14 protein-coding genes are annotated in these 20,544 nt (G+C 48.6%); 11 read left to right on the top strand and 3 right to left on the bottom strand.

Going from position 1 to position 20,544, the window contains the following annotated elements; all coding sequences use genetic code 11:
• Nucleotides 1-160: 160 nt before the first annotated feature.
• The 9 genes from DTO96_RS05200 (at nucleotide 161) to DTO96_RS05240 (ending at nucleotide 14,389) form a co-directional block, all read left to right on the top strand.
• The gene (locus tag DTO96_RS05200) at nucleotides 161-1,543 is read left to right on the top strand and encodes an ABC transporter substrate-binding protein (RefSeq protein ID WP_114562524.1); all 1,383 of its coding nucleotides are present in this window, start codon (nucleotides 161-163) and stop codon (nucleotides 1,541-1,543) included.
• Nucleotides 1,544-1,808: 265 nt separating this feature from the next.
• Complete coding sequence (locus DTO96_RS05205) at nucleotides 1,809-2,711, top strand: carbohydrate ABC transporter permease (protein WP_114562525.1); 903 nt, start codon at nucleotides 1,809-1,811, stop codon at nucleotides 2,709-2,711.
• A 10-nt stretch (nucleotides 2,712-2,721) separates the two neighbouring features.
• On the top strand, nucleotides 2,722-3,543 hold the full coding sequence (locus tag DTO96_RS05210) for a carbohydrate ABC transporter permease (protein WP_114562526.1): 822 nt from the start codon (nucleotides 2,722-2,724) through the stop codon (nucleotides 3,541-3,543).
• A gap of 22 nt (nucleotides 3,544-3,565) precedes the next feature.
• Nucleotides 3,566-4,240, top strand: coding sequence for an HAD family hydrolase (locus DTO96_RS05215; protein ID WP_114562527.1), 675 nt, complete (start codon nucleotides 3,566-3,568; stop codon nucleotides 4,238-4,240).
• A gap of 41 nt (nucleotides 4,241-4,281) precedes the next feature.
• Nucleotides 4,282-5,400, top strand: coding sequence for an ABC transporter ATP-binding protein (locus DTO96_RS05220; RefSeq protein ID WP_114562528.1), 1,119 nt, complete (start codon nucleotides 4,282-4,284; stop codon nucleotides 5,398-5,400).
• 68 nt (nucleotides 5,401-5,468) lie between these two features.
• Nucleotides 5,469-6,413 carry a sugar-binding transcriptional regulator gene (locus tag DTO96_RS05225; RefSeq protein ID WP_114562529.1) on the top strand — a complete coding sequence of 315 codons (945 nt, stop codon included), beginning with the start codon at nucleotides 5,469-5,471 and terminating at the stop codon, nucleotides 6,411-6,413.
• Between the two features lie 44 nt (nucleotides 6,414-6,457).
• A complete protein-coding gene (gene dalD / locus DTO96_RS05230; RefSeq protein WP_225972567.1) occupies nucleotides 6,458-7,846 on the top strand; it encodes a D-arabinitol 4-dehydrogenase in 1,389 nt (462 codons plus the stop codon).
• Between the two features lie 22 nt (nucleotides 7,847-7,868).
• A complete protein-coding gene (locus tag DTO96_RS05235) occupies nucleotides 7,869-8,894 on the top strand; it encodes a zinc-dependent alcohol dehydrogenase (RefSeq protein ID WP_114562531.1) in 1,026 nt (341 codons plus the stop codon).
• A 614-nt stretch (nucleotides 8,895-9,508) separates the two neighbouring features.
• Nucleotides 9,509-14,389, top strand: a complete 4,881-nt coding sequence (locus DTO96_RS05240) for a ComEA family DNA-binding protein (protein ID WP_114562532.1) — start codon at nucleotides 9,509-9,511, stop codon at nucleotides 14,387-14,389.
• A 76-nt stretch (nucleotides 14,390-14,465) separates the two neighbouring features.
• Here DTO96_RS05240 and ubiM read toward each other — a convergent pair whose 3' ends face one another.
• Together ubiM and DTO96_RS05250 are read right to left on the bottom strand one after the other, a co-directional pair.
• Nucleotides 14,466-15,650 (bottom strand): 5-demethoxyubiquinol-8 5-hydroxylase UbiM, encoded by a 1,185-nt coding sequence (gene ubiM, locus DTO96_RS05245; protein WP_114562533.1) that lies wholly within the window; start codon nucleotides 15,648-15,650, stop codon nucleotides 14,466-14,468.
• Between the two features lie 92 nt (nucleotides 15,651-15,742).
• A complete protein-coding gene (locus tag DTO96_RS05250; protein ID WP_114562534.1) occupies nucleotides 15,743-16,918 on the bottom strand; it encodes an NnrS family protein in 1,176 nt (391 codons plus the stop codon).
• A 516-nt stretch (nucleotides 16,919-17,434) separates the two neighbouring features.
• On the opposite strand from DTO96_RS05250, the gene DTO96_RS05255 reads away from it, so the two are divergent.
• A complete protein-coding gene (locus tag DTO96_RS05255) occupies nucleotides 17,435-18,391 on the top strand; it encodes an NAD(P)H-dependent flavin oxidoreductase (RefSeq protein ID WP_114562535.1) in 957 nt (318 codons plus the stop codon).
• 211 nt (nucleotides 18,392-18,602) lie between these two features.
• Entirely contained in the window at nucleotides 18,603-19,643 is a 1,041-nt protein-coding gene (locus DTO96_RS05260; protein WP_114562536.1) for a M29 family metallopeptidase, read from the top strand.
• A 44-nt stretch (nucleotides 19,644-19,687) separates the two neighbouring features.
• Here the strand turns inward: DTO96_RS05260 and thiE are convergent, their stop codons facing one another.
• On the bottom strand, nucleotides 19,688-20,299 hold the full coding sequence (gene thiE, locus DTO96_RS05265; RefSeq protein WP_114562537.1) for a thiamine phosphate synthase: 612 nt from the start codon (nucleotides 20,297-20,299) through the stop codon (nucleotides 19,688-19,690).
• Nucleotides 20,300-20,544 lie beyond the last annotated feature (245 nt).

Raw genomic sequence — 20,544 nt, forward strand, 5'->3', positions numbered from 1 at the left:
CAACATCGAAAGTTGTTTTCAATGCGGACGTTTTGCCTTATCATTTGCCCACTTGCTTTACATTTGTAAAGCAATAAGGCGGTGAAAGTGGCATATAAAAGCCATTACGAGTCCAACTCGAACACATTAATCTAAATATATTCCTTTTAGGAGACATGAAATGATACGTAAACTCAGTTTAGCTGTTGCAGTTGCTGGTTTGTTGGCGGCTTGTGGTGGCGAAAAAAAACCAGAAGCGGCACCAGCAAAAGCAGCTGAAGGTGCACCAGCTGCTGCAGCACCTGCTGCGGGTCAAACCACATTGACTGTAGCAACCGTCAACAATGGTGACATGGTGGTGATGCAAGAGTTGTCAAAAAAATTTGAAGCGGCCAATCCAGACATCAAATTGAACTGGGTTGTACTTGAAGAGGGCGTTCTCCGCCAAAAAGTCACAACGGACATTGCTGCCAAGGGTGGTCAATTTGACGTCATGACCATTGGCATGTATGAAGCACCGATTTGGGCAAAAAAAGGTTGGTTGACAGAAATGAAAGACCTTGGTGCAGGTTACGATGTGGATGATCTGATCAAGCCAATGCGCGATGGTTTGTCTGTTGATGGTAAATTGTATGCGTTGCCATTCTATGGTGAAACATCAATGACTTACTACCGTAAAGATTTGATGGATGCCAAAGGTTTGAAAATGCCAGTCAAGCCAACTTGGGATGACATTGAAAAATTTGCAGCAGCAATGAATGACAAAGAAAAAGGCATTTATGGCATTTGCTTGCGCGGTAAAGCAGGCTGGGGCGATAACATGGCTTTGGTGTCAACCATGGTCAATGCCAACGGTGGTCGTTGGTTTGACGAAAAATGGCAGCCGCAGTTGACCACGCCAGAGTGGAAAAAAACCATCACCCAATACATCAATTTGTTGACCAAATACGGCCCTCCAGGCGTGTCATCGAACAGCTTTAACGAAAGTTTGGCTTTGATGCAAGAAGGCAAATGTGGCATGTGGATTGACGCTTCTGTAGCGGCAGGCATGTTGTATGATCCAAAAACATCAAAAGTGGCTGATAAAATTGCGTTTGCACCATCGCCTGTAGGCAGCTACGCCAATGCATCAGGTTGGTTGTGGGCTTGGTCTTTGGCTGTGCCAGCCAGCTCAACCAAACAAGAAGCTGCGAAGAAATTCGTGACTTGGGCAACGTCTAAAGAGTACATCGCTGAAGTGGCGAAATCTAAAGGCAACTGGGGTGCGGTTCCTCCAGGCACGCGTAAATCAACTTACGCCAACCCTGAATACCAAAAAGCAGCACCATTCGCCTCTTTCGTGATTGATGCGTTGAATAAAGTGGATCCTGCACATGCAACGGCTCAACCAGTACCTTATGTGGGTGTTCAGTATGTGGGCATTCCTGAGTTCCAAGCGATCGGTACACAAGTGGGTCAATCCATTTCAGGCGCATTGGCTGGCAAAATGTCAGTGGATGATGCTTTGAATGCAGGTAACGAAGCAGCGAAAAAAGCAGTTGAACAAGGCGGCTACTTGAAATAATCAATCGTCATCTCGATGCAACCGTTCTCGCTTAGGCGAGGTGGTTGCAGGGAAATGCTGATGGTGAGGTGAATCGGGGGATCTAACTCACTTGATTGCTCAAGCAACAACAATTATCACGCACACAATTTAGTTGAATAAAAGCAAAAATCAATATGATAAGCTTTTTGACAACGCCCTTTAATGGTTCGAAGCGCGGTCACAAGTTTCTTTGTCTCCGGTAACCCAGTGCCGCGCTTCTCTTTTTATAAGAAAGGAGAATGCCATGTCAGCTTCAATCAGTACCTCAAGTTCAAAGAAAAGCAATCCCAAGTTGTTGCTTGCACAGCTCATGCTAACGCCAGCAGTGGCGATGCTGTTCATTTGGATGGTGGTGCCATTGGTGATGACGTTGTATTACTCTCTGCTCAATTTCAATCTGTTGAGCGCGGATACGACATCATTCGCATGGTTTAATAATTTTAAGTACCTCGTTAAAGACGCCGATTTTTGGGTCTCAATTTGGAACTCCATCTTGATGATTGGTACCGTGTTGCTGTTATCGGTGGTGCTGGGTTCACTGTTGGCGTGGTTGTATGATCAAGATTTCAAAGGTCGTAACATTGCCCGTTTGTTCGTGATTGCACCGTTTTTTGTCATGCCAACGGTGAGTGCATTGTTGTGGAAAAACATGATGTTTCATCCTGTGTACGGTGTTTTCGCAGCGATTTCACATTTCTTTGGTTTGCCTGCAATCGATTGGTTCAAAGACTATCCAATGCTGTCCATCATCATCATCATGACATGGGAGTGGATGCCTTTTGCCTTCTTGATTTTATTGACGTCGATTCAATCGGTGGATTCGGAGCAAAAAGAAGCAGCAAAGCTTGATGGTGCGAAACCTTGGCATATTTTCTGGTTCATCATCATCCCACATTTGAAACGTTCGATTTCTGTGGTGGTCATGATTGAAGCGATTTTCTTGTTGAGTGCATTTGCTGAAATTCACATCACCACGGGTGGTGGCCCAGGTAATGCAACGACCAACTTGACATATTTCGTTTTCTTGCGTGGTTTGGCTCAGTTTGACATTGGCTTGGCTTCAGCGGGTGGCGTGATTGCAGTGATTTTGGCCAACATCGTGTCGTTCTTCTTGATTCGCACGGCCTCTAAAAATTTAGAAGCTTAAGGAGCACACCATGAAAAATTCAAAATTTCAAACCCTGATGATCACGATTTTTGGTTGGGCGATTGCTTTAATCGTGTTTTTCCCAATTTTCTGGATGTTTTTAACCAGTTTCAAAACCGAAGAAATGGCAATTTCTTCACCGCCATTGCTCTTTTTCTCGCCAACATTGGATGGTTATCACGAGATCATGTCGCGTGTGAATTATATGCATCACATGGGTAATTCGATATTGATTGCTTTTGGTGCCACACTGTTGTCGATTCTGATTTCAGTGCCTGCAGCGTACTCAATGGCTCTGTATCCGACCCGCCGCACACAAGATATTTTGTTGTGGATGATGTCGACCAAAATGATGCCTTCAGTCAGTGTGTTGTTGCCGATTTATGTGGTGTTTCAAAAATTCAGTTGGTTGGACAATGCCGCTGCGATGATTGTGGTGTATACGCTGATGAATTTGCCGATCACTGTGTGGCTGATTTACTCGTACTTCAAAGATTTACCGACAGAAGTGTTGGAAGCAGGGCGTTTGGATGGCATGACGTTGGCACAAGAAATCCGTTACTTGATTTTGCCGATGAGTTTGCCCGGTTTGGCTTCAACTGCTTTGCTGAGCATCATCTTGTGTTGGAATGAAGCGTTTTGGAGTTTGAACTTGACCACCACCAATGCCGCACCATTGACTCAGTTGATTGCAACATTCTCTTCACCAGAAGGTTTGTTTTGGGCAAAATTATCAGCGGCTTCGGTTTTATCTGTTGCGCCGATCATGGTGTTGGGTTGGTTCAGTCAGAAACAATTGGTGCGTGGTTTGACGTTTGGTGCAGTGAAATAAAGTGGAATGAGGTGATGTGAGGATGGCTGGCTATACGACTTTAATCAGTGATTGTGATGGCGTTTTAATCGACAGTGAGGTCGTGGCGCATGAGGTGTTGGTGCGGGAAACGCAAGCGGTGTTTTCAAATGTGAATTGCAATGCTTTTTTGATCAGTTCGTTTGGTCAAAAAACAGAGGAGTTGGTGCGACAAGTCGCTCAATTCTCTGGGCGATCGATTCCAGACGATTTTTTGAAGCACTTGCGTACCGTCACCGATGCCGCCATCGAGCAGCACGCTTTTCCCGTCAAACATGTTGAAATTTTGGTAAATCACCCACGGCTTAAAGCCGTGGCGTCCAACAGCGGTATGGCACGCATTGTTTCAGCGATCAGTAAAGTGGGTTTGGATGCACGATCAGATGTCAAAATCTTGAGTGCTGATCAAGTCAAGCAGCCCAAGCCAGCACCTGATTTATATTTGCTGGCCGCACATGAAATGGGCTTAGAACCTGCCGAGTGTGTGGTGATTGAAGACAGCACTTCTGGCGTTTTGGCCGCATTGGCAGCAGGCATGGGGGTGATTGGTTTCGTGGGTGGTCTGCACATTCCCATGCATCATGCGGCAGATTTACGGGAGATGGGGGTTTTGACGGTATTTGATTCGATGCAATACCTCCCTCAAGTTCTCAGTCGCAGCGTCGGCTGGGGCAATTGAAAATAATTTGTTCCTCACAATTAGACTATTGGAGACATGAAATGGCAACAGTACAACTCAAAGGCATTGCAAAAAAATACACGGAAAATTATGCCGTGAAAGGTGTCGATATTGACATCAAAGACGGTGAGTTCATCGTGCTTGTTGGACCTTCCGGTTGCGGGAAAACCACCACATTGCGCATGATTGCAGGTCTGGAAGAAATCAGTGAAGGTCAATTGGTCATTGATGGCAAAGCCGCGAATGACTTATCACCTGCTGAACGTGGCATTGCGATGGTGTTTCAATCGTATGCACTGTACCCGCACATGAGCGTGGAAGAGAATTTAAATTTTGGCTTGCGCTTACAGGGCGTGCCTAAAGCGGAGATTGATGCTGCGGTCAACAATGCAGCAGAAATTTTGCACATCAAACATTTGCTTGACCGAAAACCAAAAGCCTTGTCTGGTGGTCAACGCCAACGTGTGGCCATCGGTCGTGCGATCACACGCAAACCAAAAGTTTTCTTGTTTGATGAACCATTGTCAAACTTGGATGCATCGTTGCGTGTGCAAATGCGGATTGAATTTGCACGCTTGCACCAAGACCTTGGTGCAACCATGATTTATGTGACCCATGATCAAATTGAAGCGATGACATTGGCTGATCGCATTGTGGTCTTCTCTGAAGGCCGTGTGGAACAAATTGGCACGCCGCTGCAACTGTATCATCAACCAAACAACTTGTTTGTGGCTGGTTTCATTGGCTCGCCCAAAATGAACCTTGTGCCTGTGCAAGTGGAATCCGCCGATGCTCAATTTGCCGTGGTGCGCATGACCGATGGTTCATCGATCAAGGTCGCGTGTGATGGCCGTCAACAGCTTAAAGCGGGTGAAAAAGCCACCTTAGGTATTCGTCCTGAGCATTTGAGCGTACAATCCTCCGACCAAGGTTTTGGTGTTACCGTGACCTTATGCGAACAAATGGGTGACTCGACCATGGTGTACGCGCAACTGGCTGGGTTTGATAAACCCGTTGTGATCCGTGTTGCAGACGTATTCCGTGCAGAGCAAAATCATACATTACGCATCGGTATAAACCCTGAGTTGGCTTATTTGTTCGACTCAAGCGGTAAGGCGGTTCCACGCCATTTGCAAGAGATACACGCCCAGTACGTCTAAGTGACGTTCTGACGTGAGTCAAATGGATTGACCAACAGAAAGAAATCGATCACACGTCAGAACATACTATGGATGAAAAATTGGAATTACAAGCAAAAATTGCATGGTTGTATTACATCGGTAATGTGACCCAGCAAGACATTGCGAAACAACTGAGTTTATCGCGCCCAACGGTACAACGCATGCTCAGCCTTGCCCTGGAAAATGGCGTGGTGCAGGTCAAGATCGACCACACCATTGCCTCATCCATGGATTTGGCTGAGCGCTTGAAAAAGAAATTTAAGTTGAGCGAATGCGAAGTGGCCCCTGTCGAAGAGGCGACTGCGAGCCAAATTGATAAAGCCATTGCCGTCACTGGTGGACGTTTTTTAGAACAGGTGTTGCGCCGTTCAAAAATCAGTGGTGTTGCATTGGGCACAGGTCGTGCAGTGCGTGGGATTTGCCATGAAGTGTCGCGCCACCATTTGGATGATTTTAAAGTGGTGTCATTGGCGGGGACTGTGGTGCTCGATGGCTCATTTAATCGCTACGATGCCAGCTTGAGTTTGGCGGATAAAACGGATGGTAAATATTACATCTTGTCGATCCCATTGTTTGCAGAGAGCTTGGAAGACCGCGATTACTGGTACAGCACACGCACCTATCGGCGTCAACTGGGCTGTTACACCGATTGCCAAGTGGCCTTGATTGGGGTGGGCTGGCTGGGTGAGAAGTGCCCATTGGTTGAAGATGGTTTCATCACCACCGACGTGATGTATGAGTTGCTGCGCAAAGGCGCTGTCGGCGATGTGCTGGGCTGGGTGTTCGATGAACAAGGGCTGGTCATTAAGCATCCCGTCAACGAATGTGTGACCAGTTTCACCCAAGGGGTTTTGTTACAGCGCCCTGTGATCGGTGTGGCGGGTGGTGTACGTAAACACCGTGCCATTTTAGCTGCACTCCGAGGCGGCTGGTTAAAGGGGCTGATCACGGATCAGCAGACCGCAGAGTTTTTATTATCACAGGCTGATTAGGGCTTCCACGAAGACCCTCAGCCACAAGAGAAGAGGGTCTTATCATGACATTCAATCCAACTAGCAGAATCATGCTGCATTTGGGGCTGGGTTCTTTCCATCGCGCCCACCAAGCGGTTTATATTCAAAAACTGATCAATTCGGGTGACAGCAGCTGGGTTTTGGCGGGTGGGCACTTGCGTCCTGATATGGCTGAAGTGATTGATGCTTTAAAAAATCAAGGCCACTACACCCTAGAAACCATTTCACCATCAGGCGAACATCAGTATGAAGTGATTGATGCGATTCGCTACGTTGTGCCATACGAGCCTTCGCTTGCGGGTTTGGTTGAAATTGGATCGCATCCTGCGACAGGCATCATTTCATTCACCGTCACCGAGGCGGGTTACTATGTTGATGATAAAAATAATCTGGATTTGAGTTTTTCTGATTTGAAAGCCGACATTGACCGCGTGCGTGCAGGTGAGGTGGGGCAAACGATTTATGGCGCATTGGTGACGATTTTACGTGCACGCATCAACAGCGGCGCGGGCAAAGTGACTTTGCTCAATTGCGATAACCTGCGTCACAATGGTGAACGTTTTCGCACGGGTTTTTTGCAATTCATTGATTATATTGGTGATGCAGGGTTGCGGGCATGGGTGGAAGCCAACACCACCTGTCCAAATGACATGGTGGATCGGATCACGCCTCGTCCCACGGCTGAGGTGAAAGCACGTGTCAAAGCGGCGACGGGTCGGGACGATGATGCTGCATTGATGGGTGAGGATTTCTTGCAGTGGGTGATTGAAGAAAACTTTTGCGCAGGACGGCCCGCTTGGGAAAACGTCGGCGTAGAAATGGTGGCCTCCGTTTCCGCTCACGAAGAAGCCAAAATCCGCATCCTCAATGCAACACACAGCTGCATCGCTTGGGCGGGGACTTTGAAAGGCTATCAATACATTCACGAAGGCACGCAAGACCCTGCGATACATTTGATGGCCTACAATTATGTGACCGACGATGTCATTCCTTGTCTGTCGCCGAGCCCGATTGATTTGGCAAAATATCGCAATGTGGTGCTGGAGCGTTTTGGCAATGAGGCGATCAGAGACACCAATCAGCGCGTGGCCATGGATGGCTTCTCGAAAATCCCAGGTTACATCGTACCAACATTCCGCGATTGCATTGCGCGAGAGGTTTCCTTTGATTCAGTTGCTGTTTTGCCCGCACTGTTTCTGGCCTTTTTGCAACGTTGGGACAAAGGTCAAGTCAGTTTTGAGTACCAAGATCAAGCAATGAACCCCGTTGTGGGTCATGCGATTTGTCAAGCAGCAGATCCTGTTGCCGCATTTTGTGCCGATGTGAACCTATGGGGTGGCTTGGCGGGCGATGAGCACATCGTCTCGGCCATTCGTCGTGCCATGACAAGCATTTCATTTTTAACGGCATAATTGTACAAAAAAGGTTTAAAAAATGAAGCAATTGGTCATGCTGGCGCCCAAACATTTAACGGTGCGCGAAATTGATGTGCCTGAGCCCAAAGCGGGCGAAGTCAGGATTCGTGTGCGCCAAATTGGCATTTGTGGTTCTGACATTCATGTGTGGCATGGTACGCATCCGTTTACTCCCTATCCTGTGGTGCAAGGGCATGAGTTTTGCGGGTACATTGATCAACTGGGTGAAGGGGTAAGCCATTTGGCAATTGGCGAATTGGTGACAGCCATGCCGCAAATTGTGTGCGGACATTGCCATGCTTGCCTTTCTGAGCAATTTCACATCTGCGAAAACCTCAAAGTCCGTGGTTTTCAAGCCGATGGTTGTGGGCAAGAGTTTTTTGTTACAGACGCAGAACGGATTGTGCCTTTGCCCGCACATTTCACGCTGGATCAAGGTGCGTTCATGGAGCCTGTCGCCGTCGCAGCACATGCGGTCTCGCGTCTGGGGGACATTGCTGGACAGAACATGGTGGTGATGGGGGCGGGTACGATTGGCAATCTCATTGCACAAGTGGCACAGCGCATGGGGGCTAATGTATTGCTCACGGACATTCAAGATGCTCGACTTGAGCGGGCGCACGAATGCGGCATTCAACACACAGCCAATATGATGACCACCTCGTTGGCCAATGCGGCAGCCGCTGCATTTGGTGACGCAGGTTTTGCGCTGGCGGTTGAAGCCGCAGGTGCACCACCTGCAATTCAAGCACTCATTCCTGCCATTCAAAAGGGCGGCACAATTTTAATTGTGGGTGTGTATGGTCGACCTGTTGAGTTGGACATGGCACGTGTGGGCGAACATGAATTGAATGTCAAAGGTTCGATGATGTATTGGCGTGACGATTGGCTCCATGCCAAGGATTTGTTGGATCAAGGCTTGCACATTCAACCGTTGATTGATGCAAAGTATCCTTTATCTGAATGGGTTGATGCTTACCGCCATATTGATGACAATCCGCAGGCAGTGATGAAGTTGATGGTGAATGTGGGCATGGATGGATGATTAAATGGTTAATGACGTCATTGTTTAACTTTTTTGATTGTTAATTGCACCATCTTGATAAAAAGCACTGTTTTTATAACGGTGCTTTTTTTATTTTTGTTTTGAATGGCTTCATTAAAAACATTCAAAACACATCAATGACTGTGTAGGTTGTGCATTTAAGTGATGCAGGGTGGGGTGAAGAAGGTCAACGGGTAAGCTGAACGGGGAGAAATAAGCCACCCTTATCTGAACATTCCATTGCATTTGTTCTGCATTCTTTTGCATTTTTGGGCAAAAAAATGAGGTTTTTATGAGGTTTTTCAATCCAAGCCTATTTTCTAATTTTACTTTCTAATGTCAAAAATTGGTGTTAGGATATTAAAATAATAATTAATAATTTTTTAAGATTTTTCATTTTTCATAACGATAAATGCCATCTAACTCCCATTTGGAGTCCCTTTCGAAGTTGTTTTTTCTGACTTTGTTTTCAGTAAATGTTTGACGTTATTTTTACCTGTCTTTAAGCGCTTGTACTCATGCCTTGGCATGATCGTGCGATGGCTTATTGAGGTAAAAGTGTTGACCTGTTGTTGTTTTTGTAATGAGTGTACGCATAACGTGAGGAGTGCATCATGAATGAAAAAATCAATTTAAACACTGCAAGCATTGAGGCTTTGCAGAAATTGCCGGGCGTCGGTGAGGGTTTGGCCAACCGCATCGTGACCTACCGCAACACGGTTGGGGGTTTTCGAACGGTGGCGGAGTTGTCTGCCATTTCGGGGATTTCAGATCGACTGGCGGCGCAGTTGCGCGACCGACTGGTTTTGGCTGAGGCGCATGACGATGTGGCGCCATCGAATCAGCTCATCTTCAAGGTTCAACTGGTGGATAGCCAAGGGCAGTACACGGGGTATCGCGTGTTGGCTTCTTATATTCACTTTTTATTTGTTGTGGGTCAAGAGGCGATGTTGGATTCACCTGAGCAAATGAGTGTGGTTGTCGATGCTTCGGGAGCCTGCACCATGACGTTGCCTCCTCGTGCGGAATTGAAAGACCCTGTGACATTCCAAGTGTTTTCGCCTGATGGCGAGCGCTTGTTGCAAGAAAAAATAGCGGCTGAAAAACTGGTTGAAGGTATTGAGTTGAGGGTCAAGGCAAAAGAGGTTGTTCAGATTGAGCACAGCAATGACCCCAATTTTGGACGCCCCGCTCGTCTGAAAGGTCGGGTGATTGATGAGGCGGGTGTGCGGCAAGTGGCGAACCGGCAGGTGGTCATTTGGGTGGCTGATAATCAAAATCCAGTAGCGGCGGATTTTCGAGCGTTGCTGGTGGTGAAAACGGATGGCAATGGCTATTTTTCAGGCGATTACCCTCTGGGCACATTTGGTGCGGCCTATGGTGCGGTGTCTGTGAATGATGAACCTGAGCATGTGGGCATCCACCTTAATGAGGGCGGTGTGTTCCCTAAATCAGTGATTTTGGTGGTGGATCTGACCCATGAACAGGCGCCTGACAAAGAGGATTGTGCTTGCCATCAGACCAGCGATGTGCCACGTGATCCAGACAGTGCGGATTTGAGCCGTGCCGATGGCACGTACAGTGCGGATCCTGCACACGGTCGTTGCGTCGATTTCACCAAACCTGATCGAACTTTGGAAGAGTTTTCGTACTCGTATGCAGTGCGCACCACCCAGCCTGAAATTAAGGGCTTTGTGCTGAACGAACCCAAAAAAATTGACATCGGTGTGATTAAGGCGATTTTGGGCAATCGCCAGATGCAGACCATGTCATCAGAGTTTGAAAATGAGGCGCTCACAGCGCGAGCCGCACTGTTTTCACCCGCAACGATGGCGGTGGATGACATTCCTGTGCAAAAAATTGATGCTCAAATTTTGAAAACATTGGCACGAGATCCTGATGGTTTCTCGTTGACCAAAGTGATTTCGGCCGCCAATTTAACCGTGCATGCCGATTTGATTCATGCCATCAGCCAAGTGGTGGGTCGTCCTCCTGGTCGGACTCAACTCAATTGCAACAACCCAATTGATTGGGATGATGAACCCACGTTGTATCAAGCGTGCACCATTGCACACGGACATTTGCTGCGTTTCAAACAAGAATGGGTGTCGGATGGTTATTCAATGGGTAATTTGTTGTACAGCTTGCCTTTGTCACCTGGGCAGAAAAAGCAGGTGGCTGTGATTGATTGGCAACGGACCGATTCGGCGGGTCGTTCTGAATTCATGACGGAATCAGAATCCATTGAGGCTGAAATTTCGCGCAACCGCGATGTGAATGAAATTGTGAACGGTGTGGTCAATGAAAGTGTTCGTGCCAGTTCCAATTCATCTTCAGGCTCGATCGCAGGTGGCATTGGCATTGGTGCCATCATCGGTCCTGTGGGGGCTTTACTGGGGGTGGGGGGTGGTCACTCCAGTGCATCCAGTTCGGCTTCGCAAGATGCCTCTCGTCAAATGGCTGCCAGTGCTTTAAATCAACTGCGTGATCGGACGGTGCAAAGCGCCAGCTCGGTGCGCAGTCAGCGTTCGACGGTGGTTCAAACCGTTCATCAGAGCGAACGCATGTCGGTCACGACAGAAACGGTGGCCAATTACAACCATTGCCATGCCATCACCATTCAGTACTTTGAGGTGCTGCGCCACTTGCTGGTGCGACAACGTTTGACCGATGTGCAGGAGTGCCTTTTTGTGCCCTTGTTGATGAGTCGGTTCACGTCAGACAAGGCTTTGCGTTGGCGCACCACGTTAAAACGAGCGGTGGGTACACAGCGTTTGCGCAATGGTTTTGATGCTTTGGAACGCATCAAAAACAATTATGTGGGCAGTGATTTGCCTGTGGGCACGTATGCCGATCAAAGTTTGGATTATGCGGATGGGCATTTGTACCTTCGATTCCAATTGGCGCGTCCCAAAGATGTGAACGATGATTTTGAAGTCAATGCGTGGCATTTTTTGAGTTTCTTGATGCCTTTCATTTCGCCGATTGATTTTTACAAACAGTATTTGAAAAATCAACAGCTTAAAGATCAGATTTTTGCTGAGCAAATGGCACCCAAGATTGCCGAAGCTTTTGTTCAGCATTTGCAATTTTTTGCTGTAGACAGCAGCAACAACCGCATCCAGATCCCTGTCGACACGACGCTCACCAGCAGCTTTGCCAATAATCGACCTTTGTACGTGTCGTTGCGCTTGGCGGATGCTTTGCCGCCGCTGGCGCGTAAGGACATTCAATTCATTGAAATCAATGATGTCAGTGGTGTGTTGGGCATGCCTTTGTTCCAAATCTTACCCTCAGGTTCTCGGGTCATCGTGGAGTCGGGCTCGATGGCGTATCGGACCAAATACTCATCAGGTTATTTGTTCAACGATGCACGCATATTGAATGATTTAGCGGGCAGTGATAAAACACGGATTTACACCCCTTTGACGCGCGAAGAGTTGCGTAATCCGCGTGAGGAGGACAAGGAACTGGCGCGTCATCTACTGGATCATCTGAATGAGGGCATTGAACATTTTCATCATGTGTTGTGGTGGCTCATGGGAGATGATCGCCGTTATATGCTGCTTGATGGTTTTGAAGCCCCAAACAGCGGCGGTCGTTCTGTGGCTTCGGTGGTGGAGAATAAACTGATTGGCATCGTGGGGAATTCATTGGTGCTGCCTGTTGCACGTGGTTTTCACCTTGATCCCACCTATCAACAAAATGTTGAAGAGCCTGTGGATTTGATTGAGCATTATCAGCCCAACACACCCATTGAACCCAGTCGTGTGGCGATTCCAACGCGTGGGGTTTATGCCGAGGCTGTCATGGGCGCATGCAATTCATGTGAAGTCAAAGAAGAGCAGCGTTTTTGGCGTTGGGAGGAATCACCGATTCCAGATTCACCACCTGCCATTCAGCCGGTCAGTACGGACAGTCGTTATCAAGCCCCACCTAATTTGACCGCAAAAGATTATCCAGCGCCCATGATCAACCTGCAAACGGCTGCTGCGGCACCTGATCCAACAGGCTTGGCTGCGGCCTTATCATTGCTGGGCACACCCAATATTTTCAAAGACATGACGGGCTTGGAAGGGACGCAAAAAAATGCGGCGGCGGCTTTGTCAGAAGCCTTTGATGCGGCTAAATTTTTTGGTGGCAAAGCCGCCGATTTGGCCATTCAAGGCAAAATGGCGAAAGACATCGATAAGACCATGCGCACCATCCAAACCGCCAAAAATGATGGTTTGATCACCGATGAGCAAGCGCAAGCGTTGACTAAAAATGCCATCAGTGGATTGATCGGCGCGGGTTCAAGTGAGCAGGCCAAACCAATGACCACGGAGGAGGTCAAAGATGTCACTCGGACTGCGGCTGAACAGGGCGCCAACGTATCGGTGAATCGCCCATCAGGCGAAACCTTGCAGGTGCAGGCGCGCCCAGAGGCAAACGCCAGTGCGAAAGACGTTGAAAAAAGCGGCTCATTGTCATTTAGCCCAACCACCAATACCGCCGAAAACCGTGCTTTTAACCCATCATCCAATGACAAATCAGGGGTGATTGATTTGGAAGTTGAGGTTCGCCAAGCGGCGGCAGGTTCAGCCGTGCGTTGGGTGGCCACCGATCCCAGTGCCGTCACATTTGACCAACCCAATAGCAGCCGCACCCGTGTACGTGGTTTGAAGTCAGGGAAAACCAGTGTGGATTGTGTGTTGGTGGACAGCTCAGGCAATGAAATCACCCGTCGCACCCTGCAATTGTGTGTGCCTCAATTTGTCGTGATCAATGAAGTCGCGGCTGAGTTTGATGCGGCATTGACCGATGTACAGTTGCTGCCCAACAAGGACGATGTGGTGCGTACAGCCAAAACCGTTTGTGATCACCTGCTCGCGACCAGTAATGTCCGCACGGTGTGGTCGCTCAATCCTTTAGGGGAAAGCGTACCCGCTCATTTACCAGCTTCTCACATTACTTTTGCATTTTTAAAAGGTGAACCACCTGTGGGCAGAGCCGCAGGTCTGCGGGGAGAAACAATGGCCGCTGTTGGTGGCGGGGTGGGGGCGCGATTCATGAATGAACGGATTGAGGTGTACACAGGTTCGTATGACAATGTGATTCCAGCGGGCTCGACCACAGAAGTAGACCTTGAATCACAAGCGATTGCATTGCAATTGAAGTCACGAAATGCATCTGATCCCGATTTGGAAGCATTTGCTGTTAAGGTTTTTGGTCGACTGTTTGGTGAAACTTTGGCACATGAAATCATCCACAGCTTGTTGGGTACGCTGGTTGCGCCTGGTTATCACAACAGTCCTGCGGTGATGAATGATGTGATGAATCAAGGGGGCGATCGAAACTTCACGGCTCGAACTGGCTTTGTGGACAATTCGCACACCAGTCCCGTTGTGCCCAGCCATTTTACAGACAATGGGATTGCTGCCATCAATCAATTGCAAGCCACAAATCAAGCATTGATGAACAGCGTATTCCCTGTGCCCCCTCATTTTGCATAATCAACGGCTCACGTGCAAAAGCCCCCAATTTGGGGGCTTTTTTCGGATGAGTATTTGGGTTTTGAGCCCAATGGGATCACCCCGTCAGTTGCTGGCTGATGAGTTTACGGATCGGTGACAAGGCACTGGAAATCCGCAACACCGCTGTTCGTGCCAATTTAGCGGGTGGCGTTTCGGTGGTGAACAGTTTCACCACAAAATTGGTGCCATGATAAATCGGGCGGGTCTTGAATTGGTGGCGGCGGTCATACTGTTGCAAAAGATTGGGTGAGCCAATGTCAGCTTGCTGGGCATGCGCTTTTTGAATCAACTCGGTGAGTATGGCTTGGCTTTGTAAACCCAAGTTGAAACCATGCGCTGTGACGGGGTGCATGCCCACAGCGGCATCACCAATGAGGGCAAAGCGGGTGCTGTAAAAACGGCGTGCGTGAGTACCCACCAACGGATAGCGATGGCGCGGGCTTGCTACCGTGATGGTGCCAAGGCGACCTTTCAAACGTTGCTCTAAATCAGCCGCAAGACCTGTATCGTCCAAATCCAAAACCTCATTGATGTGTTGGCTGTCAATGGTGATGACCGCACTGGACAAGGTGTCTGTCAATGGCAAAATAGCCAGTGTGCGACTATAGTGAAAGCATTCAAACGCGGTGTTGTCGTTGCTGGCGGTGTGCTCAATGCGGCATGTGATGACAGTGCGACCAAAGTCGTGCATGTCGACGGGGATGCCCATTTGTTGACGGGTTTGTGAAAAGCGTGAATCTGCCGCCACGACCAGTTGGGCTGTTAATTGTTCGCCGTTGGACAGCACAACGCGTGCCTCATCAAGGTTGGCAGCCACGGTTTGTACTTTGTGCTCGGTGAACCATGTGAGGTTGCCTTGATGCTCAGTTTGCTGAAACAATGCTGTGCGGATGTGGTGATTGGAAATCAAATAGCCCAATGTGTCCTCGGATAACTTCGCATGGCTGGGGGTTTTGAAATGCAGTTCAAATGGCGATTCACCATCCACTACTTTGGCGGAGCGCAAGTAAAAAATTTGATCAGTTGGCACGGCATCCCACGCACCGAGTTGTTGCAATAAATCTTTGGATGGGTGGGTTAATGCAATTTCGCGGCCATCGGGTGCGGGTGCACGTAAAGCATTCATGTTTGCTGGGTCAATGATGGCCATGCGCAAAGGGCTGTTGGCTAAACTGCGGGCAAAGCTCAAGCCCGCAGGGCCTGCGCCAATGATGATGATATCGAAACGTGTGGAGGTCATGCCGATCCTTTTGAGGTGTATCTTTTCGTCATTTTAACAAATTCTGGGGGCGTCAATTTGGCTTTGTGTCGAGCAATGGCTTAAACATGTGTTCACCCTCGTCGACCATCCACACGAGGGCGAAGTAAAATACCCGCGTAGTAACACACAAAAATACCCAGTGCCAGCATCCAGCACGTTAAGGCGAAATCCAGTAATGGCAAATATGCTTGAGGCCAACTTGCTGCTAACGCTCTGGCCAAACCTGCAATAAACAATAAACCATACGCCCAAGGCAGAGGTCGAGCAACTTTCAATTCACGCCCTGTGTGCCCCAAAGACACACGAGACATCATGGACACGATCAAACCTGTCATGGCGCCAATGGTGAATAGATGCAATGCGCCTGAACGCGGATAACCCATGGCCAAAAGCGCACAAGCCAGCGGCAAACAGGCAAAAGACAGGTGCAATGACCAGAGCAAGGGGTTACGAAATGATGCGCGCCAACCCCAATGGTTCCAACGGTAAAACACAATCAATGCACTGGTGGCGGCCGAGAACCTCAAAGCCATGTCATTGTCAAAAAGCATGGTCACTGAGGTTAAAATCAAAGCGAAGTTACTGGCCGCAAGCAGCCATTTGGGTTCGGTTTGTCGGGTGTAACTGCTGGCACGTTCTGTAAAAAATGGGATCACCCGCCCACCCAACATGTTCATGACCAAAGCGACCCACAATAAAGCGGCATCGTGTATGCGCATGGCGCCCAGTATGTTGTCATGCAGTGCAGCCCAATAGCTCAACCCATTGAGCACGGTCAACATGCCCACCATCAATGGAAAAGGTAAATTGCGCCATTGTTTGGCTTTGAGCACCATGCGTGCCAAAACCAGAGCCACGCCCGCGCCCGCCAGTACATCCGATGCCATGAGCATGCCAATGGGTAAGCTGTGGGCAAAGGGTAAAAACAAACGAGGCAGCAACCACAGACCCACTAAAACCATTAATGGGACGTCGCGTGGACTGGGTACGCCTGTCCAGTTTTGCGCTGCAGTCAGCAAAAAGCCCATAATGATCGCCAAGGCAAACCCAAAAATCATTTCATGGCCATGCCACCACATCGCATTAATGTGTGGGGTAAAGGCCATGCCGTGCAGATTGAGCACCCACGGCAACACAGCGAATAAAGCAAAAACCGCACCCAATAAAAAGAACGGTCGAAAAGCCAATTCAAATAAGGCGAGGCTGTGTGTAGAGCGGGGTTCGGCAAGGGGAATGAGCGTGGCCATTTTTTTTGATTCTCTTTGAGGTATTAAAAATAAATTGATTTATTGTGATGATTATAAGCCGTTTGAACATCTGTTGCCATGTGTCAAAAAACGTTGAAAATACATGGTTGGACGTGTTTCGATGGGTGTGTGGTTTGCTCATCTAAGGCAAATGGAGACCTAAATTGTGGCATGAAACACGACATGAAACACGACATGAAGTGCGGATTAAAGCAGAGGAACGAACACCTTAAGTGTAAATTGCTTGCATAAGTTGAGTGTGTCAGCGAGTTGTGTTTTGAGCTGTGCTTTTGATTAGAAGGAGGGCAAGACATGCGCATGGCATGCGCTTGTGTGGGCTTTCATGAACATGGCGATATTGTGTGATGATTCATCTTGCGTAATGGCGACGATTGTGGTTTAATTTTAAGAACGGTCGTTCGATTTTCGCAATAAAAATGCATGAAATTGGTTTTTACTTGTTTCGTACGCCTACAATAGATCCACATCACATAGACCCAAATCACGGAGACAACCATGAGTTTACCTGCATCACTGCAACACCTGCGTTTACCAGTCATTTGTGCCCCAATGTTCATCGTATCCAATCCCAAACTGGTTGTTGAGCAGTGTAAGGCGGGTGTCGTTGGCTCTTTTCCAGCGCTCAATGCGCGAGGTGATGGGGCATTGAATGAATGGTTGACTGGGATCAAAGCAGAATTGGCAGCGGACAAAGCCGCTGGTGGCAGTCCAGCCCCATTTGCGGTCAATCAAATCGTGCACCCATCCAACAATCGTTTGGCCGAAGACATTCAAGTGTGTTTGTCACATCAAGTGCCTGTGTTCATCACCAGCTTACAAGCACCGCCAAAAGAATTGGTCGATGGGGCGCACGCTTATGGTGGCATTGTGTTGCATGACGTGATCAATGTGCGCCATGCAAAAAAAGCACTTGAAGCGGGTGTGGATGGACTGATCCTCGTGGCCGCAGGCGCGGGTGGGCACGCGGGCATGCTCAGCCCGTTTGCTTTGGTGGGCGAAATTCGGAAGTTTTATGATGGTTTGATTGTGCTGTCGGGCTCAATCGCCACAGGTGATGCGATATTGAGTGCGCAAGCCATGGGCGCGGATTTGGCGTATATGGGCACACGTTTCATTTGCACGACCGAAGCCAATGCCGATGCGGCCTATAAACAGGGCATCATCGATGCGGCAGCAAACGATGTGATTTACACCAATTTGTTCACGGGTGTGCACGGTAATTATTTGCGTCAAAGCATTGTCACTGCGGGGCTTGATCCAGACAATTTACCCGTTGCCGATAAAACAAAGATGAACTTTGGTTCGGGTGGCAATTCAGCCGCGAAAGCGTGGAAAGACATTTGGGGCGTTGGACAGGGTGTGGGTTTGATTGATGATGCGCCTTCAACGGCGGAATTGGTCAATCACTTGGAGGCTGAATACAAAGCGGCACGCGGACGTTTGGCTTTATAAAAGAATGACTTGATTAAACTGCGCATTTTGGGCGGCTTGAGGTCAGTCGCCCAATGTCGTTGAGAGGTTTGACTTGTGTGTTTTTCATCCCTCAAGGTGCGCCATACACCCGCCACACATGATCTTTATCGTTAAAATACGGGAAAAGTAGGTTTTCACTTTTTCCATGCTTCCCAAGGTAAAATGACATTTTACGATTTTTACGCTCCTCATGAATGCTCCCAACTACTGTGCCTTGACCGACTTTGACCGTGCCAACACGGCACGTCATGTGCGTGACATCGTTTTTACGGCGATTGCACACGATCCCGAACAAGCGGCTTTAATCGTTTTTGATGCAGAGTGCCCGTTGGCGGGCGTGCTGGCCGATGCGTATGCCCTGGCTTTGCCGAAGGCGCATTTAATCCAAGTCGAAACCGTTGGCAATGAGGTGGTGATGGATGCTTTCGCTGCCTTGCCCGTAGGCAGTTTGGTGGTGCTGGTGCAATCCACGCATTTTCGTTTAGATGCTTATCGATTGCGCGTGCAGCTGTTCAATCAAGGTTTGAAAGTGATTGAACATGTGCATTTGGCGCGCATGGTGGATGAGCAAGCGCGTTTGTACATTGATTCACTGGCGTATGACCCTGTTTATTATCGAGGAACAGGGCTGGCTTTAAAGGTAAAAATGGATGCCGCACCATCGGCGCGGGTGGTCAGTCATGGCGGCGATGTGCTGTGTTTTGACTCGGCTTTAGAGTCAGCAAAGATGAACATTGGTGATTACCGTGCCATGAACAATGTCGGTGGGCAGTTTCCAATTGGTGAGGTGTTTACCGAAGCGCAGGATTTAACCGCTGTGCATGGACGTGCTAAAGTGTTTGTGTTCGGCGACACCACATTTCATTGCAATTGGCCCGAACAGGCCATCACTTTGGTGATTGAAGCGGGGCGCGTGGTGGCTGTGGAAAACAGCACGCCGCATTTTGACGATGTGTTGTCAAAAATCCGTGAGGTGGAGGGTGATGTGTGGGTTCGCGAATTGGGTTTGGGCATGAACCGTGCTTTCAGCGAAACCCGCCGTGTGAGCGACATCGGCACATTTGAACGCATGTGCGGTATCCATCTGTCACTCGGTGCGAAACATGGCAGTTATAACAAGCCACAGTTCAAACGCAAAGACACACGTTTTCACATTGATGTGTTCATCGAGTCGACAGCGGTGTACATGGGCGATGATCTTATTTTCTCAGATGGGCACTGGCAAGTGTGACTTTCACCTGAACCCATCCAATTGGATTTTTTGCTAAATAAACGTTATTTTTTGAATAAGTCGCTCATCTCTTGAGCCGCTTTTGTACGGTCAATCCGTGCATAAATGCTGCTGATGGCCGCCACCATGTCTGCGCCTTGGGCAATTAAAACACCACAGTTCTCGACTGTCATGCCGCCAATGACAACCACGGGTGCATCCAATTCGGTTTTTGCCTGTGCAACGATATTGGCAGATGTGCTGACCTCATATTTTTTGACCAAGGAGGGGTAAAACCCACCGAAAGCCACATAACTGGCGCCATCTCGTGCTGCTGCGCGCGCCAAATCCATTGAGCCATAGCACGATGCACCGACGATTTTATGTGCGCCCACGCGTTGGCGAACATCGGCAATGGGGGCGTCTGTGCCACCCACATGGATGCCATCGGCATTCAGCTCCATGCACAAATCCACATCGTCGTTGATGATGAACGGCACGAGGTAATCTCGACAGAGTTGTTGTAGGGCGCTCGCTTGAATTTTACGCATTGCAGCGTCGATGTCTTTATGGCGATATTGCACCATGCGTGCGCCGCCTCGGATGACCTCTTCGGTGGCGGTTAACAATAGGTCGGTGTCATCCCAGTTTGGGGTGACGGCATACAATCCTTGCATAGCTTGCCTTAACTTTTTAGAAGTGATGGTTAAAAGTAATATTTGAAAGCATTGCTCAAGGCGGCATACAGAAAAAGCGCACACCTGTTTTTGCAGAAATACTTTGCGAGTTCGGGCTGGTGATGTTGAAAGTGCAGAGAAAAGTTTAAACAATCCATCATGCCGCGCTTGACTTAGCGTCTCTCAATGCAAGAAATTGCGGGTAGATTGCGGGTCAAGCCCGCAACGCAATGACGGATCTTTGT

This window comes from Ephemeroptericola cinctiostellae (genome assembly GCF_003339525.1).
GTDB classification, from domain to species: Bacteria; Pseudomonadota; Gammaproteobacteria; order Burkholderiales; family Burkholderiaceae; genus Hydromonas; species Hydromonas cinctiostellae.

Bases quoted from the DNA above. Each gene is read 5' to 3' on its own strand.
- DTO96_RS05200 (WP_114562524.1), top strand. From the start codon at position 161: ATGATACGTAAACTCAGTTTAGCTGTTGCAGTTGCTGGTTTGTTGGCG.
- DTO96_RS05205 (WP_114562525.1), top strand. From the start codon at position 1,809: ATGTCAGCTTCAATCAGTACCTCAAGTTCAAAGAAAAGCAATCCCAAG.
- DTO96_RS05210 (WP_114562526.1), top strand. From the start codon at position 2,722: ATGAAAAATTCAAAATTTCAAACCCTGATGATCACGATTTTTGGTTGG.
- DTO96_RS05215 (WP_114562527.1), top strand. From the start codon at position 3,566: ATGGCTGGCTATACGACTTTAATCAGTGATTGTGATGGCGTTTTAATC.
- DTO96_RS05220 (WP_114562528.1), top strand. From the start codon at position 4,282: ATGGCAACAGTACAACTCAAAGGCATTGCAAAAAAATACACGGAAAAT.
- DTO96_RS05225 (WP_114562529.1), top strand. From the start codon at position 5,469: ATGGATGAAAAATTGGAATTACAAGCAAAAATTGCATGGTTGTATTAC.
- dalD (WP_225972567.1), top strand. From the start codon at position 6,458: ATGACATTCAATCCAACTAGCAGAATCATGCTGCATTTGGGGCTGGGT.
- DTO96_RS05235 (WP_114562531.1), top strand. From the start codon at position 7,869: ATGAAGCAATTGGTCATGCTGGCGCCCAAACATTTAACGGTGCGCGAA.
- DTO96_RS05240 (WP_114562532.1), top strand. From the start codon at position 9,509: ATGAATGAAAAAATCAATTTAAACACTGCAAGCATTGAGGCTTTGCAG.
- ubiM (WP_114562533.1), bottom strand. From the start codon at position 15,650: ATGACCTCCACACGTTTCGATATCATCATCATTGGCGCAGGCCCTGCG.
- DTO96_RS05250 (WP_114562534.1), bottom strand. From the start codon at position 16,918: ATGGCCACGCTCATTCCCCTTGCCGAACCCCGCTCTACACACAGCCTC.
- DTO96_RS05255 (WP_114562535.1), top strand. From the start codon at position 17,435: ATGAGTTTACCTGCATCACTGCAACACCTGCGTTTACCAGTCATTTGT.
- DTO96_RS05260 (WP_114562536.1), top strand. From the start codon at position 18,603: ATGAATGCTCCCAACTACTGTGCCTTGACCGACTTTGACCGTGCCAAC.
- thiE (WP_114562537.1), bottom strand. From the start codon at position 20,299: ATGCAAGGATTGTATGCCGTCACCCCAAACTGGGATGACACCGACCTA.